At 62.0% G+C, this 13,209-nt stretch carries 10 protein-coding genes; 6 read left to right on the top strand and 4 right to left on the bottom strand.

Annotated features, from left to right (window positions below; translation table 11 throughout):
- Nucleotides 1-30 precede the first annotated feature (30 nt).
- Nucleotides 31-531, top strand: a complete 501-nt coding sequence (locus ACMC5O_RS13650) for a winged helix-turn-helix transcriptional regulator (RefSeq protein ID WP_426693016.1) — start codon at nucleotides 31-33, stop codon at nucleotides 529-531.
- A 208-nt stretch (nucleotides 532-739) separates the two neighbouring features.
- Here ACMC5O_RS13650 and rpoZ read toward each other — a convergent pair whose 3' ends face one another.
- Nucleotides 740-1,081, bottom strand: a complete 342-nt coding sequence (rpoZ, locus tag ACMC5O_RS13645) for a DNA-directed RNA polymerase subunit omega (RefSeq protein ID WP_187708324.1) — start codon at nucleotides 1,079-1,081, stop codon at nucleotides 740-742.
- 137 nt (nucleotides 1,082-1,218) lie between these two features.
- On the opposite strand from rpoZ, the gene ACMC5O_RS13640 reads away from it, so the two are divergent.
- Entirely contained in the window at nucleotides 1,219-2,394 is a 1,176-nt protein-coding gene (locus ACMC5O_RS13640; RefSeq protein WP_426693015.1) for a phospholipase D-like domain-containing protein, read from the top strand.
- Here ACMC5O_RS13640 and ACMC5O_RS13635 read toward each other — a convergent pair.
- Nucleotides 2,391-3,038 (bottom strand): class I SAM-dependent methyltransferase, encoded by a 648-nt coding sequence (locus tag ACMC5O_RS13635; protein WP_426693014.1) that lies wholly within the window; start codon nucleotides 3,036-3,038, stop codon nucleotides 2,391-2,393. The two genes, ACMC5O_RS13640 and ACMC5O_RS13635, sit on opposite strands and share 4 nt — an antisense overlap.
- A gap of 158 nt (nucleotides 3,039-3,196) precedes the next feature.
- Between ACMC5O_RS13635 and ACMC5O_RS13630 the strand changes: the two genes are divergently transcribed.
- The 4 genes from ACMC5O_RS13630 to ACMC5O_RS13615 all read left to right on the top strand — a co-directional run bounded on the left by ACMC5O_RS13630 (nucleotide 3,197) and on the right by ACMC5O_RS13615 (nucleotide 5,043).
- Nucleotides 3,197-3,592 (top strand): DUF1489 family protein, encoded by a 396-nt coding sequence (locus ACMC5O_RS13630; RefSeq protein ID WP_187708328.1) that lies wholly within the window; start codon nucleotides 3,197-3,199, stop codon nucleotides 3,590-3,592.
- Between the two features lie 70 nt (nucleotides 3,593-3,662).
- Nucleotides 3,663-4,343: a CADD family putative folate metabolism protein gene (locus tag ACMC5O_RS13625; RefSeq protein ID WP_187708329.1), complete on the top strand. Its 681-nt coding sequence runs from the start codon at nucleotides 3,663-3,665 to the stop codon at nucleotides 4,341-4,343.
- A gap of 77 nt (nucleotides 4,344-4,420) precedes the next feature.
- On the top strand, nucleotides 4,421-4,831 hold the full coding sequence (locus tag ACMC5O_RS13620; RefSeq protein WP_246444176.1) for a hypothetical protein: 411 nt from the start codon (nucleotides 4,421-4,423) through the stop codon (nucleotides 4,829-4,831).
- On the top strand, nucleotides 4,828-5,043 hold the full coding sequence (locus ACMC5O_RS13615; protein ID WP_187708331.1) for a helix-turn-helix transcriptional regulator: 216 nt from the start codon (nucleotides 4,828-4,830) through the stop codon (nucleotides 5,041-5,043). The genes ACMC5O_RS13620 and ACMC5O_RS13615 overlap by 4 nt, the downstream gene beginning before the upstream one ends.
- Here the strand turns inward: ACMC5O_RS13615 and ACMC5O_RS13610 are convergent.
- Both ACMC5O_RS13610 and ACMC5O_RS13605 read right to left on the bottom strand, forming a co-directional pair.
- Nucleotides 5,040-6,008 carry an aldo/keto reductase family protein gene (locus ACMC5O_RS13610; protein ID WP_426693013.1) on the bottom strand — a complete coding sequence of 323 codons (969 nt, stop codon included), beginning with the start codon at nucleotides 6,006-6,008 and terminating at the stop codon, nucleotides 5,040-5,042. The genes ACMC5O_RS13615 and ACMC5O_RS13610 overlap by 4 nt on opposite strands.
- Nucleotides 6,009-6,145: 137 nt before the next feature.
- Nucleotides 6,146-13,072, bottom strand: a complete 6,927-nt coding sequence (locus ACMC5O_RS13605; protein ID WP_426693012.1) for an Ig-like domain-containing protein — start codon at nucleotides 13,070-13,072, stop codon at nucleotides 6,146-6,148.
- Between the last annotated feature and the right edge of the window lie 137 nt (nucleotides 13,073-13,209).

The following is a 13,209-nucleotide window of genomic DNA, read 5'->3' as shown; positions in this document are numbered from 1 at the left end:
TACCTTGGCTCATCGAGGGGAGTGCGAGGATTGACCCAGGGCAAGGTCAGGTCCGCCATCAACGAGTTTCGCGCGCAGGCGCTGCAATGCCCCCTGCCCGCTGCCGTTGAGCTGATCGGAGAGAAATGGGCGTTCCTGATCGTTCGCGGGGCATTCAACGAACTTCATCATTTCGAGGAATTCCAGGCGGGCCTCGGAATCGCCCGTAACATATTATCCGACCGGCTCGCCAAGCTGGTTGCCGGCGGAATCCTTCAGAGAACCCCAGACCCGTCGGACCGCCGCAAGGTCATTTACTCGTTGGCGCCGAAGGGCGAGGCGCTGATGCCGGTCGTCCTGGCGCTACGGCAGTGGGGCGAAGAATGGGGCGGCAGGCCGGCTGATATCATGCTCGTCAATCGGAGCACCGGATCGCCTGTCCGCAAGATCTGCGTCCAATCCGAAGACGGGAAGGTGCTGAACAGGCACGACGACCTGGTCTGGGTTTCGCGGGCCCACGCGGAGTCTGTGAACAAGGGCCGGGCTGCCTAAGGCAAGAAAGCCCGATCGATCCAACTGACCTTGTAGCTGCAGGCGCAGCGACCAGCATTAAGCTTACCATCGCGTCTTGTGCCGTCTTCGCTCTGGTCATCATTGCGCTGCTGCTTCTTTAGCCAGTGCATTTCATGTTACTGAATCGCCAAAGGAAAAGGGCCATGAAGCGGCCCTTCCCTTGTCCCCGACAGCTTGCGCCTGGGGCTTATTCGTAGTCGCCGCCGCTCGGAGTGGGACGCGGCGGAGCCGCAGCCGTAAGGCGCAAGGCCTCGGCGGCTTCACTGAGCGAGGACAGCTCTTCAGTCTCGTCCTCCTCGTCGACGCGGACGCGCTGCAGGCTGTTGACGATCGATTCCTCGAGCTCCTTCGGGCGAACCGTCTGCTCGGCAATCTCGCGCAGTGCGACGACCGGGTTCTTGTCGCGGTCGCGATCGATCGTCAGGTCCGCACCCGACGAAATCTGCCGAGCGCGCTGCGCTGCAAAAAGGATGAGGTCGAACCGATTCGAGACTTTGTCGACGCAATCTTCGACCGTGACGCGAGCCATGTGCGCTCCGAATTAGCTTTTAGCGGGTTGGAAGAGGAGAGCGATTAGGGGTCTGGAGGTTCAAAAGTCAAGGATTCGAAAGCGAGAGCGCCCGCGGAACGCTTGCGCTGCCCCTTGTCCGCCGCCACAGCAATGGCATGGCGAGCCAGCCGAAATCCGCAGGCGATCGCGTAGATCGCATCGTCGCGACGGTCGACGGCAACCGTCTGGAGATGCTCGAGACGGGCGCCGAGCGCCTCGACGCCATCCTTCGGCTGATCAATGAGGCGAAGGAGAGCCTCAGGCTCATCTTCTATATTTTCGCCGAAGATGAAGCCGGCACGACTGTCCGTGACGCCTTGGTCTCGGCGGCGAGGCGAGGCGTCCAGGTCAGGCTTCTTCTCGACGGCTATGGCTCCTCAGGCGCGGATTCCAGCTTCTTCCAGCCGATCTCGGACGAAGGCGGCGACTTCTGCCTCTTCCTGCCGAGCTACGGACGCCGGTATTTGATTCGCAATCACCAGAAATTGGTCATCGCGGACGAGAAGCTGGCAATCATCGGCGGCGCCAACGTCGAGACGACCTACCTGACCGACAAGGGCGAAGAGCATTGGCGCGACCTCTGGGCCCTGATCGACGGACCGGCGGCCAAGCCCGCCAGCCGCTACTTCGATTCGGTCTTTCTCTGGACGACGACCAAGGGCGCGAAGCTCAGGACATTGCGGAAGATCGTTACGCGGCACAGCCAGTCGGAAGGAACCCTGCAATGGAAGTTCAGCGGCCCGATGAGCCGCAAGAACAGGCTACCGGCGGCACTCGCGCGCGAACTCGTCACTACAAAAAGGTTCGACCTTATCGCCGCTTATTTCTCTCCCCCTTGGTCGTTCATGCGGCGTCTCGGCCGGGTCGCCCGGCGCGGGAAGGCGCGCGTGATTACGGCGGCAAAGTCCGACAATAACGCGACCATCGCGGCCGCCCGGCACACCTACTCGCGCCTGCTGAGGCGTGGCGTCCAGATGTACGAGTATCGGGCCGCGAAACTGCACACCAAGCTCGCGATCGTCGATGACGTGACATACATCGGCTCGGCCAACCTCGATTTCCGGAGCCTCTTCATCAACATGGAAATCGTTCTGCGGGTCGATGACGCAGACTTCGCTGCGGCGATGCGCGGCTATTTCGAGAACGAACGGCACCACAGCGAGCACATCACGCCGGCGCTCCACAAGAAACGCGCCACCTTATGGCGACGGCTCAAATGGACGATTTCGTACTGGCTGGTCACGTCGATGGACTACACAGTCACCCGACGTCTGAACTTCATCGAGCGTTAGTCGAGCGCTTCGCCATTCTTTTTCCACGCCCAGAACAAGGTCGCGGGCGGAACATTGATCCACTCGAATCCGCGGTCGATCTTGTCGAAATGCGGGGCGATGAAATCGCGAACCTTCGGGCTGAACTGGTAGACCAGGAACGCGCCGCCTGGCCGGATAACCTCCGACGTCGCCTTTGCGATCGCATCGCCGACACCCGGCGGAAGCGTCGAGAACGGAAGCCCCGACAGGACAAAATCGGCCTTCGGAAGGCCGCGGTCCTCGAGGATATTTTCAACGTCGGCAGCCGAGCCCGTGACGGCAATCAGGCGCGGATCGTCGATGGATTCCTTCAGATAGCGCGTGAAGTCAGCGTTGGTGTCGATCGTCACCAGGCGCGCATCGGCGCCGAGCTTTTCCAGGATCGGGCGCGTAAACGTGCCCACGCCCGGGCCATATTCCACGAACACCTTCGTGTTTTCCCAATCAACCCGGCCGAGCATCTTCTCGATGAGGATGCGGCTCGACGGGATGATCGAGCCGACCATCACCGGGTGCTTCAGGAATCCGCGAAGGAACTGCCAGCGCGGGCTTGGGCTGCGCCGGGCGGAACGGCGAACGAGTCGGCGAGGCCCCTTTAGGGTTCGGGCAGTCGAGGTCGGCAAAGCAAGCTCCGTGCGGGGAAACGGCGGTTCGTTCGCAAATGCATCGCCGCTTGGCAAGGTTCCGATGTCGTTCCTGCGGCGGGCCGAACCGTTACGGCGGCGTTTTGGATCGAGCGATGTCGTTGATCGGGCGTTGTTTCGGACGGTAGAACCGAATCATGCCGCAACTCCATCTGACCAAGGTCGCGTTCGGGTGCCGGGATCTCGACGCACTCCGCTCACGGGTTGCGGCGCGGTCGGAGAATACTCAGCTGCGAGTGCCAACGCGAATGCGTCCCAAGCGTTCGGCCGAACTCGTCGGCGGGAATCTCTACTGGATCGTCAAGCACCGTGTGCTTGGCTGCAATCAGATCCTGGCGTTCGAGGATCGCGAGGACGGGCGGATCAACATCGTGTGTTCCGCCGAGCTCGAACCAGTGACGCCCTTCCCGAAGCGGGCGCACCAGGGTTGGCGCTATTTCGAAACCGACGCGGCCGTGACGGCTGACGAGTCAGGCGTCGGCGAGCTTCCGCCACAGCTTTATGGCCGGCTTTCGGCGCTGGCCCTGGTTTGAGCAGCGCGTCGTCTTGCCGACGTTCGGGCCTCAAGCTATCGGCTGAAACTCAACATTCAGGAGGCTCAGCATGATCACGACGGTTTCTTCGCAGATCGATTCGAAGGTCGCAAAGCGGGCCATGCTCAGCCATCCGTTCTACCAGGCCTGGACCGAGGGCCGGCTGCCGATCGACACGCTTCGCGCCTATTCGCGGCAGTATTTCCATCACGTCGACGCATTCCCAAGAGCGGTGAGCGCCGTGCACAGCGCGTGCCCGGACCGCGAGGGTCGTCGCATGCTCGCCGAGAACCTCGCCGAGGAAGAGGGCATCGAAGCCGGCAAGCAGGATCACGCGAGCCTGTGGCTGATGTTCGCCTGCGGCCTCGGTGAGGACGAGGTTGCGGTTCGTTCGCAGCAGCTCAACGCCGAGACGCTCGGGCTGATCGAGACTTTCCGCAGGCTGTCGCGTCGCTCCTACGCGTCGGGCCTCGGAGCGCTCTACGCCTATGAGAGCCAGTTCCCGGCAGTCGCGAGTGCCAAGATCGAAGGGCTAATCGAACGCTACGACGTGAAGGACGAGGAGACGCTCCGTTTCTTCCGCGTCCACGAAAGCGCCGACGTCGAGCACAGCCGCGTCTGCCGCGAGTTGCTCGACCGCTTGCCGGAGAGCGAGCGCGCGGAAGCAGTCGCTGCTGGCGAAGAACTTGCTGGCGCGCTCTGGAATTTCCTGTCGGGCGTCGAGCGCGAGGCCGAACTCACGCTCCAATGACCATCGATGTCAAGTTAGCTTGACTTCGCGCTGACATAGTGTAAAGCGTCCTTGTCTATTGGATAAGGATGCTTGTCATGCGAACGCAGGCTTGGAAGAATTACAACATTCGGGTGGTCTGGCTGACCGCTTTGTATAGCGTGTTGCTGATCGCGGCGGTTTACGGCTTCAAGCGCCAACTGTTTGGCGGTCTCGCGGCCTACGTCGCGGCTGTCCTTCCGGCCTTGCCGATCATCGGCATCTTCGCCGCCATGGGCCGATACCTGGTCGAAGAACAGGACGAATATATCCGCACCCTGATGGTCCGGCAGTCCCTGTGGGCCAGCGCGTTCACGCTCAGCGTCGCGACGATCTGGGGCTTCCTCGAGAGCTTCGAGTTGGCCGGCCATGTCGACAGCTACATGATCGTCGTCGTCTGGTTCTTCGGCCAAGGCGTCGGAGCGATCGTCAACAAGGTAACTCGCGGCGAAGCGGCGTCCTGCGCGTGAACAACCGGCTGAAAGTGCTCCGCGCCGAGCGGAACTGGAGTCAGAACGACTTGGCTGAACGGCTCGAAGTCTCGCGCCAGAGCGTCAACGCGATCGAGACGGGCAAATACGACCCGTCGCTGCCTCTCGCCTTCCGGATCGCCGAACTGTTCGGGCTCGCGATCGAGGAAGTGTTCGAAAGCCCCAGCCGCCGGGCGTCGGGGGCGATCTAGGCCGGCTCGACCTCGGCCATTGCCTCGCCGAGGACCGCTTCCGCCCGTTGGAAGAGTTCCGGATCTACAGTTGCCCCAGACGCGCCGGCATTGTCGTGCACCTGTTCGGGCCGCGACGCACCGATGATCGCCGAGGCTACATTGTGCTCGCGAAGAATCCAGGCCAGCGCGAATTGTGGAAGAGACAGTCCCGCTTCTTCGGCAATCGGTTTCAGACGCTGAACCGCGCGCAGCAGCTGAGGCTGCATCAGCCGCTTGATGAAGCCGCCCATCTCTTCGCTTGTGGCGCGTGTTCCAGCCGGCGGCGGCTTGTCGGGATCGTATTTGCCAGTGAGCACACCCTGCCCGAGCGGCGACCAGACGATCTGCGAAATGCCATTGTCGGCCGAGATCGGAATGACTTCCTGCTCCGGCTCTCGCCAGACGAGCGAATATTGGGGCTGGCTCGAGACGAACTTGGCAAAGCCGCGCGACTTCGAGAGTTCCAGCGCTTCGCGTATCTTGTCCGCCGGCCATTCGGAAAATCCGATGTAGCGGACCTTCCCGCTTTCGACCGCGCGGGTGAGCGCCTCCATCGTCTCTTCGAGCGGCGTTCCGCTATCGTAGCGGTGGCACTGGTAGAGATCGACGTAATCGGTCTGAAGCCGCTTCAGCGAAGCATCGAGCTGCTTCTCGACCTGCGCTCGCGACAGCCCGAAATCGGTGTCCGACATCGGAAAGTAGAGCTTGGTCGCAAGGACGTAGCTGTCACGCGGCCGAGATTTCAGAGCCTCGCCGAGGAACGTTTCGGCGGCGCCGCGGCCGTAAACGTTAGCGGTGTCGATGAAATTGATCCCGACATCGAACGCCGCGTCGAGGCAGGCGCGCGCCTTGTCGGCTTCGACCCCTACCCCGTAGGTCAGCCAGGAGCCCAGGGAGATTTCGGAAACGGTAAGATCGCTGTCGCCGAGTCTGCGGTATTTCATGGCGGGCTCCTTTTCGTCGGGTGACGCGAGGCGCCTATCTAGGTTCGCGCAACGGATGTCGAAAGGTCTGCTTCGGTCGGACGTCAAACGTGAGGCGCTGATCTAAGACCAGCGCCCACGGCTCACCCATCGAACGATTACGGGAAGAGCAGATCTCCGACGTTGTTTGTCAGCAGCGACCCGCCCTGTCCGTTCGATGCCAGGATGAAGTCCTCAATCCGGTAATCGCCGACCAGCACCAGCTGCACGGAGTGGGTGGCGTCGGTGATCGTTAGCACGCCACTACCATTTCCGTTGTCCGCAAAGCTCATCGAGGTGCCGGCATCAAAGACCACGTCCAGAAGGTCAATTTGATCATTGAAGTCGAGTCCGGAGATGCTTCCGCTGAATCCGTCGGCGTCATCGAAGACAATCAGGCCAGAAGCTCCGGCGTCGAGCGTGACGTCGTTGGACGAACCAGCTCCGAACTCTACGGTCGAAATGCCATTCATCAGCACGTCACCGCTGCCCGTCAGGTTCCCGCCGATCAGGATGCTGCTTCCATCTGCGAGCAGCGTACCGCTGTTCGAGATCGTTCCGACGATCTCGAGCCCGCCGAGGCCGGTCGCTTCGATCGTACCAGTGTTGGTGACGGCATTGACCCCGGTGTCGATGACCAAGGCGTTCCCGCCATCCGCGACGATGGTCCCGCCATTGATCAGCGTCAGCGAACCGCCGCCGAGCTGCCCCGCCCCAGAGATGACGTTGTCGACGTTGGTGAACGTCACGGTCGGGAGCGTTCCGGAAATCACATTGCTTGCGCTGTCCGACAGGACGAGATTGCCGCCGCCCTGAAGCGTGATGCCGTACTGGATCAGCTGCATGACGGTGGTCGCGCCGGCCGATTCGAGGCTGATCGTCCCACTATTGTCGATCGTTCCACTCAACGGCAGCATTGCGCCGTTGCCGATGGTAATCGTTCCGCTGTTCGTCACCGTCGGTGAGACGTCGAACACGAAATTGGAGGCAGTCAACGAGGACAACGACACGCCGTCCAGCAGGATCGATTGGCCGTCTGCCAGCGTGATCAACGCACCTTCAGCCGTATCGGTGATTGAAAGGCCACTGAAATCGCTGACACCATAGCCGATCAGGTCGATCGTATCGGCGGACACGTCGAAGTTATGGACTGTGTCCGCACCAATCGGCTGGGAGAACACGAACATGTCCGCGCCTGCCGAGCCGGTAAGCGTGTCGTCGCCCGACCAGGCGAAGATCGGATTTCCTGCTGCATAAGCCTCGATATTGTCCGACAAGGACATTGTCTCAGTAGAGCCGTCGGAATTGGTCCAGGAGATGCTCACATTGACCAACTCCGCACCAGCGTAGTCGGCCGGCGTAGTCACGGTGAGCGAACTCACGTCGGTGGTCAGGATCGTCCAAGAGCCGTCCGCATTCAGAGTGCCGCCATCCAGCGTCCAGCCCTCGGGCAGATTGCCAATCGTGACTGTTACGAGTGCCCCTTGATCAGTCGGATCCGAAAGCCCGAGATTGATGGGTTCGCCAGCAACACCGGCGGGAAGGTTGGGCGAGTTGAAAGCTGTTCCAGTATTACCCGCCAAGTCCAAATAGCCGGTACCGACATTTATTCCGACTGAGCCGTTATTGGTTCGGGTGAAGGTCGCCGTGTAAGTATCGCCATCGACCTGAATAAGATTGCTCAACGTACCCCGGTTTGGACTCACCGTAAGATCCGACAGATCGAAACCGGAGACCGCTTCGCTGAATTGGAACGTAACGGTCGAAGTCGCGGTATTTCCGCTCAACGACGGGCTGGAAGTGATTGAGACTACCGTCGGCGCCGTCGTATCGACGATGAATGCGGCATTGTCTCCAACAGCGCCAGCGGTGAGAACCGCATTGTTGTTCGACGTGTCGCGAATGGTTCCACCGTTCAAGGTCAGCGCGTTGGCATTGATCGCGATGCCGTTGGTGTCGGTCTGTCCTGCCAGAATCGTGTAGGTGAAAACGAGCGTGTTCGTACCGCTGCCAGAGGCGTAATTCGCCTGAACGGTCGTTCCACCAATGTTCAGTGCCAGTCTTGGTGTACCAGTCACGTTGACCACTTCACTCATAGTCACCGTGACGCTGACCACGTCGCCTGCGTTGACCCGTCCAGCCTGAATGCCGGTTGCGCTCGTGACGACCTCGCTGACTATCGTCGGCGCGGTTGTGTCTGCCGCTATATTGACGACGGCAGTATCCGTTGCACTCGGCGTGTTGCCAGTGTCGGTAACTTCGAACGTAATGGTTCGTTGAGTTGTGGACAGGCTCGTCGTGCCGAAGGTAATCGACTGCAGCGCCGCCTGATAGTTTGCCAGCGTGGCGGTCCCCGTAAGCGTGAGCAATCCTGTGCTACTATTATACGAACCGGAAATACCGTTCTGGTTCGTGAAGTTCAGCGTATCGCCCGCCTGACGGCCGCCCGTAATCTGGATGGTCGCGCCATTCAGTTGAGTGCTGTCCACATCGGAAATCGGAATCGAGGAATCGATTACTATCGCGGGGCCGCTGATCGTGTACGTGTTCGCCCCATTTACATCGATCACCGGCGCATCGTTCACGGCATTGACCGTAATCGCGACGCTGTCGGTATCCGTCAGCGCTCCGCCGCTTCCACTATTGCCGAGATCGCTGGTGACGATCGACAGGCTGTCGCCGCCATTGAAGTTCAGGTTGCCCTGGTATGTCAGGCCCTGAAGTCCGGCGTTAATCGCCGCCTGCGTGCCCTGCACGGTAACCGTCGACGAACCGTTCGCTCCGGCAGTCACCGTCAGCCCCACCAGCGAACCCATCGTCAACGTGCCGCTGGCGACGCTCAGGGTCACCTGGACGTTATTGCTTCCAGCGTCCGCGTCGCTGATCGAGATTGCATTGCCGTTGGCGGTGCTGAAGACCTTAGCTGTGTCTTCATTGACCGATTGCGCCCCCGGCACCGTGTTGACCGGCGCGTCGTTGACTGGCGTGACGGTGAAGTTGAATGGTTGGGCGACCGGCGCCGAAGCATCCTCGTTGCCGTCCTCGACCGACACGTTGAAGCCCGCCGTGATCGTCTCCGACCCATTATGGGTGAAGGTCACCAGGCCGGCGGCCAGCTGCGCCCCCGTAAACGTGCTCTGCGCTACTCCGTTGACGAAAAGGGTGCCGTTGCTGAGCCCGCTGACCGTGAAGGTCACGTCCGCGGCGCTATCGTCCGAATCCGTGAAGTTGAGATCGGCCAGGGTAAGCTGATACGAACCGCCTTCGTTGATCGGGGCGGCAAAGTCGCCCGTCAGCACCGGCGCGTCGTTGGTTCCCTGGATAGTGACCGTGACGTTTTGCGTATCGGTGCCGCCGTTCCCGTCGCTGACGGTCAGCGTGTAGGTCAGCTGCAGCGACTGGCCCGCGGGGAGATAGTTGAACGCCTGCCCGCCGGAGTTGAAGTTCCAAGTCAGATTGTTGGCGTCGCCGGTGTTCGCAGCGAGCCCGCTGTTCGGCGTGACTGACAGCATCGCCAGCAGCTGCGGATTGGTCAGGCTGCCCGCATTGCCGGTTACCGTCGTTAACGCGATCGACGTAGAAATCGTATCGGTCGTATCTGCATCGGTGACCGTCAATGTGCCGCTGGCCGTCAGGCCCGCATTGGTTTCGGGAAGTGTGGCGGATGCGCTGTCTCCGGCTGCAGCTCGGATATCCGGGCCGTCGTTGGTGCCGGTCACCGTCACCGTCGCCGTCGAGGTCGACGTGCCGCCGTTGCCGTCGCTGATCGAGTAGGTGATCACCACCGTCTCGCTCTCGCCGACCGCCAGATAGTTGTAGGCGCTGCCCGGATCGTAGCGGACCTGGCCGCTCTCGATCGTCGCCGCGCCAAGGCCGGTGGTCACCGCCGCCGCGGTCACGACGAGCGTGTCCGACGTGTCCGGATCGGTGTCGTTGGCAAGCACATTGATCAGCACCGAGCTGTCCTCGTCGGTGCTCGCCGTGTCGGCATTCGCCGTCGGGCCGTCGTTGGTGCCGGTCACCGTCACCGTCGCCGTCGAGGTCGACGTGCCGCCGTTGCCGTCGCTGATCGAGTAGGTGATCACCACCGTCTCGCTCTCGCCGACCGCCAGATAGTTGTAGGCGCTGCCCGGATCGTAGCGGACCTGGCCGCTCTCGATCGTCGCCGCGCCAAGGCCGGTGGTCACCGCCGCCGCGGTCACGACGAGCGTGTCCGACGTGTCCGGATCGGTGTCGTTGGCAAGCACATTGATCAGCACCGAGCTGTCCTCGTCGGTGCTCGCCGTGTCGGCATTCGCCGTCGGGCCGTCGTTGGTGCCGGTCACCGTCACCGTCGCCGTCGAGGTCGACGTGCCGCCGTTGCCGTCGCTGATCGAGTAGGTGATCACCACCGTCTCGCTCTCGCCGACCGCCAGATAGTTGTAGGCGCTGCCCGGATCGTAGCGGACCTGGCCGCTCTCGATCGTCGCCGCGCCAAGGCCGGTGGTCACCGCCGCCGCGGTCACGACGAGCGTGTCCGACGTGTCCGGATCGGTGTCGTTGGCAAGCACATTGATCAGCACCGAGCTGTCCTCGTCGGTGCTCGCCGTGTCGGCATTCGCCGTCGGGCCGTCGTTGGTGCCGGTCACCGTCACCGTCGCCGTCGAGGTCGACGTGCCGCCGTTGCCGTCGCTGATCGAGTAGGTGATCACCACCGTCTCGCTCTCGCCGACCGCCAGATAGTTGTAGGCGCTGCCCGGATCGTAGCGGACCTGGCCGCTCTCGATCGTCGCCGCGCCAAGGCCGGTGGTCACCGCCGCCGCGGTCACGACGAGCGTGTCCGACGTGTCCGGATCGGTGTCGTTGGCAAGCACATTGATCAGCACCGAGCTGTCCTCGTCGGTGCTCGCCGTGTCGGCATTCGCCGTCGGGCCGTCGTTGGTGCCGGTCACCGTCACCGTCGCCGTCGAGGTCGACGTGCCGCCGTTGCCGTCGCTGATCGAGTAGGTGATCACCACCGTCTCGCTCTCGCCGACCGCCAGATAGTTGTAGGCGCTGCCCGGATCGTAGCGGACCTGGCCGCTCTCGATCGTCGCCGCGCCAAGGCCGGTGGTCACCGCCGCCGCGGTCACGACGAGCGTGTCCGACGTGTCCGGATCGGTGTCGTTGGCAAGCACATTGATCAGCACCGAGCTGTCCTCGTCGGTGCTCGCCGTGTCGGCATTCGCCGTCGGGCCGTCGTTGGTGCCGGTCACCGTCACCGTCGCCGTCGAGGTCGACGTGCCGCCGTTGCCGTCGCTGATCGAGTAGGTGATCACCACCGTCTCGCTCTCGCCGACCGCCAGATAGTTGTAGGCGCTGCCCGGATCGTAGCGGACCTGGCCGCTCTCGATCGTCGCCGCGCCAAGGCCGGTGGTCACCGCCGCCGCGGTCACGACGAGCGTGTCCGACGTGTCCGGATCGGTGTCGTTGGCAAGCACATTGATCAGCACCGAGCTGTCCTCGTCGGTGCTCGCCGTGTCGGCATTCGCCGTCGGGCCGTCGTTGGTGCCGGTCACCGTCACCGTCGCCGTCGAGGTCGACGTGCCGCCGTTGCCGTCGCTGATCGAGTAGGTGATCACCACCGTCTCGCTCTCGCCGACCGCCAGATAGTTGTAGGCGCTGCCCGGATCGTAGCGGACCTGGCCGCTCTCGATCGTCGCCGCGCCAAGGCCGGTGGTCACCGCCGCCGCGGTCACGACGAGCGTGTCCGACGTGTCCGGATCGGTGTCGTTGGCAAGCACATTGATCAGCACCGAGCTGTCCTCGTCGGTGCTCGCCGTGTCGGCATTCGCCGTCGGGCCGTCGTTGGTGCCGGTGATGGTGATCGTGACAGGCTGCGTGTCGGAACCGCCGTTGCCGTCCGTCCCAATCAGCGTGTAGGTCAGGACCAGCGTCTGGCCGACCGCAAGATAATCAAACGCCTGGCTGCCAGAGTTGAACCACCAGCCCAGGCTCCCCTGCGTGCCATTTGCGGCATTCGCATTGTTGCCGGTAAGGCTCAGCATCCCCAGCAGTTGAGCATTGGTCAGACCGCCGGTGCCTCCCGTACCGCCAACGCTGACCGAACTGACCGAGACATTGACCGAGTCCGCCGTGTCAGGGTCGAACACCGTCAAGGTGCCATTCGCACTTAACCCTGAATTGCTTTCGGCAATCCCTGCCGATGCACTGTCGCTTCCAACCAGCCTGATGTCCGGACCATCATTGGTGCCGGTGATGGTGATCGTGACAGGCTGCGTGTCGGAACCGCCGTTGCCGTCCGTCCCAATCAGCGTGTAGGTCAGGACCAGCGTCTGGCCGACCGCAAGATAATCAAACGCCTGGCTGCCAGAGTTGAACCACCAGCCCAGGCTCCCCTGCGTGCCATTTGCGGCATTCGCATTGTTGCCGGTAAGGCTCAGCATCCCCAGCAGTTGAGCATTGGTCAGACCGCCGGTGCCTCCCGTACCGCCAACGCTGACCGAACTGACCGAGACATTGACCGAGTCCGCCGTGTCAGGGTCGAACACCGTCAAGGTGCCATTCGCACTTAACCCTGAATTGCTTTCGGCAATCCCTGCCGATGCACTGTCGATTCCAACCAGCCTGATGTCCGGACCATCATTCGTACCGGTGATGGTGACCGTGACGGTGGCCCAGCTGAGCGTGCCGTTCGACATGCGGATCGCGTAGGTGAAATGGTCGGAGATCGACTGACCCGCGCCGAGGTAATTGAAGAGCGAGGCGTCGTATTTGATCTTTCCGGAATCGATCCAGATGCGCGCACCGAGGTCACTCAGCTCCGGAACTAGCGCCGCGTCCTGCTTCAGGAGATCATAAGTGCCGTCGCCGCTGGCCGGGACGCCGAATGTGCCGTCCAAGTTGGAGTCGTCGATCGACCAGAGGATCTTCGCGTTACCGCCAAGATCGTTCGCCATGACGTCGAACGTCCAGATATTGTCTTCGTAGACGTTGTAGAGGTCGTCCTTCGCCTGAGGCGTGTTCATGAACGAGCTGGTCGTTCCACCGCTGGTGTTCGTGGCCATAATTCCCCCGCGCGACGCGACCCGCCCCCGCGAGTCGGTTTAACTTTCGTTAACTATGTGGAATTTCTTGATTTGTGCCAATGCCTTAATCTGAATAAATGTCTCAAAATCGGACAATCCGGACTTTTCACACTCGG

The organism is Sphingomonas sediminicola (assembly GCF_049991885.1).
GTDB classification, from domain to species: Bacteria; Pseudomonadota; Alphaproteobacteria; order Sphingomonadales; family Sphingomonadaceae; genus Sphingomicrobium; species Sphingomicrobium sediminicola.
The sequence above is the reverse complement of the archived record's forward strand: the minus strand, read 5'-3'. Positions and strand labels throughout refer to the sequence as shown.

What these genes read in the sequence shown, in the direction of transcription:
- ACMC5O_RS13620 (WP_246444176.1), top strand. Translation starts at nt 4,421, where the DNA reads ATGCGAACGCAGGCTTGGAAGAATTACAACATTCGGGTGGTCTGGCTG.
- ACMC5O_RS13610 (WP_426693013.1), bottom strand. Translation starts at nt 6,008, where the DNA reads ATGAAATACCGCAGACTCGGCGACAGCGATCTTACCGTTTCCGAAATC.
- rpoZ (WP_187708324.1), bottom strand. Translation starts at nt 1,081, where the DNA reads ATGGCTCGCGTCACGGTCGAAGATTGCGTCGACAAAGTCTCGAATCGG.
- ACMC5O_RS13625 (WP_187708329.1), top strand. Translation starts at nt 3,663, where the DNA reads ATGATCACGACGGTTTCTTCGCAGATCGATTCGAAGGTCGCAAAGCGG.
- ACMC5O_RS13605 (WP_426693012.1), bottom strand. Translation starts at nt 13,072, where the DNA reads ATGGCCACGAACACCAGCGGTGGAACGACCAGCTCGTTCATGAACACG.
- ACMC5O_RS13640 (WP_426693015.1), top strand. Translation starts at nt 1,219, where the DNA reads ATGGCGAGCCAGCCGAAATCCGCAGGCGATCGCGTAGATCGCATCGTC.
- ACMC5O_RS13630 (WP_187708328.1), top strand. Translation starts at nt 3,197, where the DNA reads ATGCCGCAACTCCATCTGACCAAGGTCGCGTTCGGGTGCCGGGATCTC.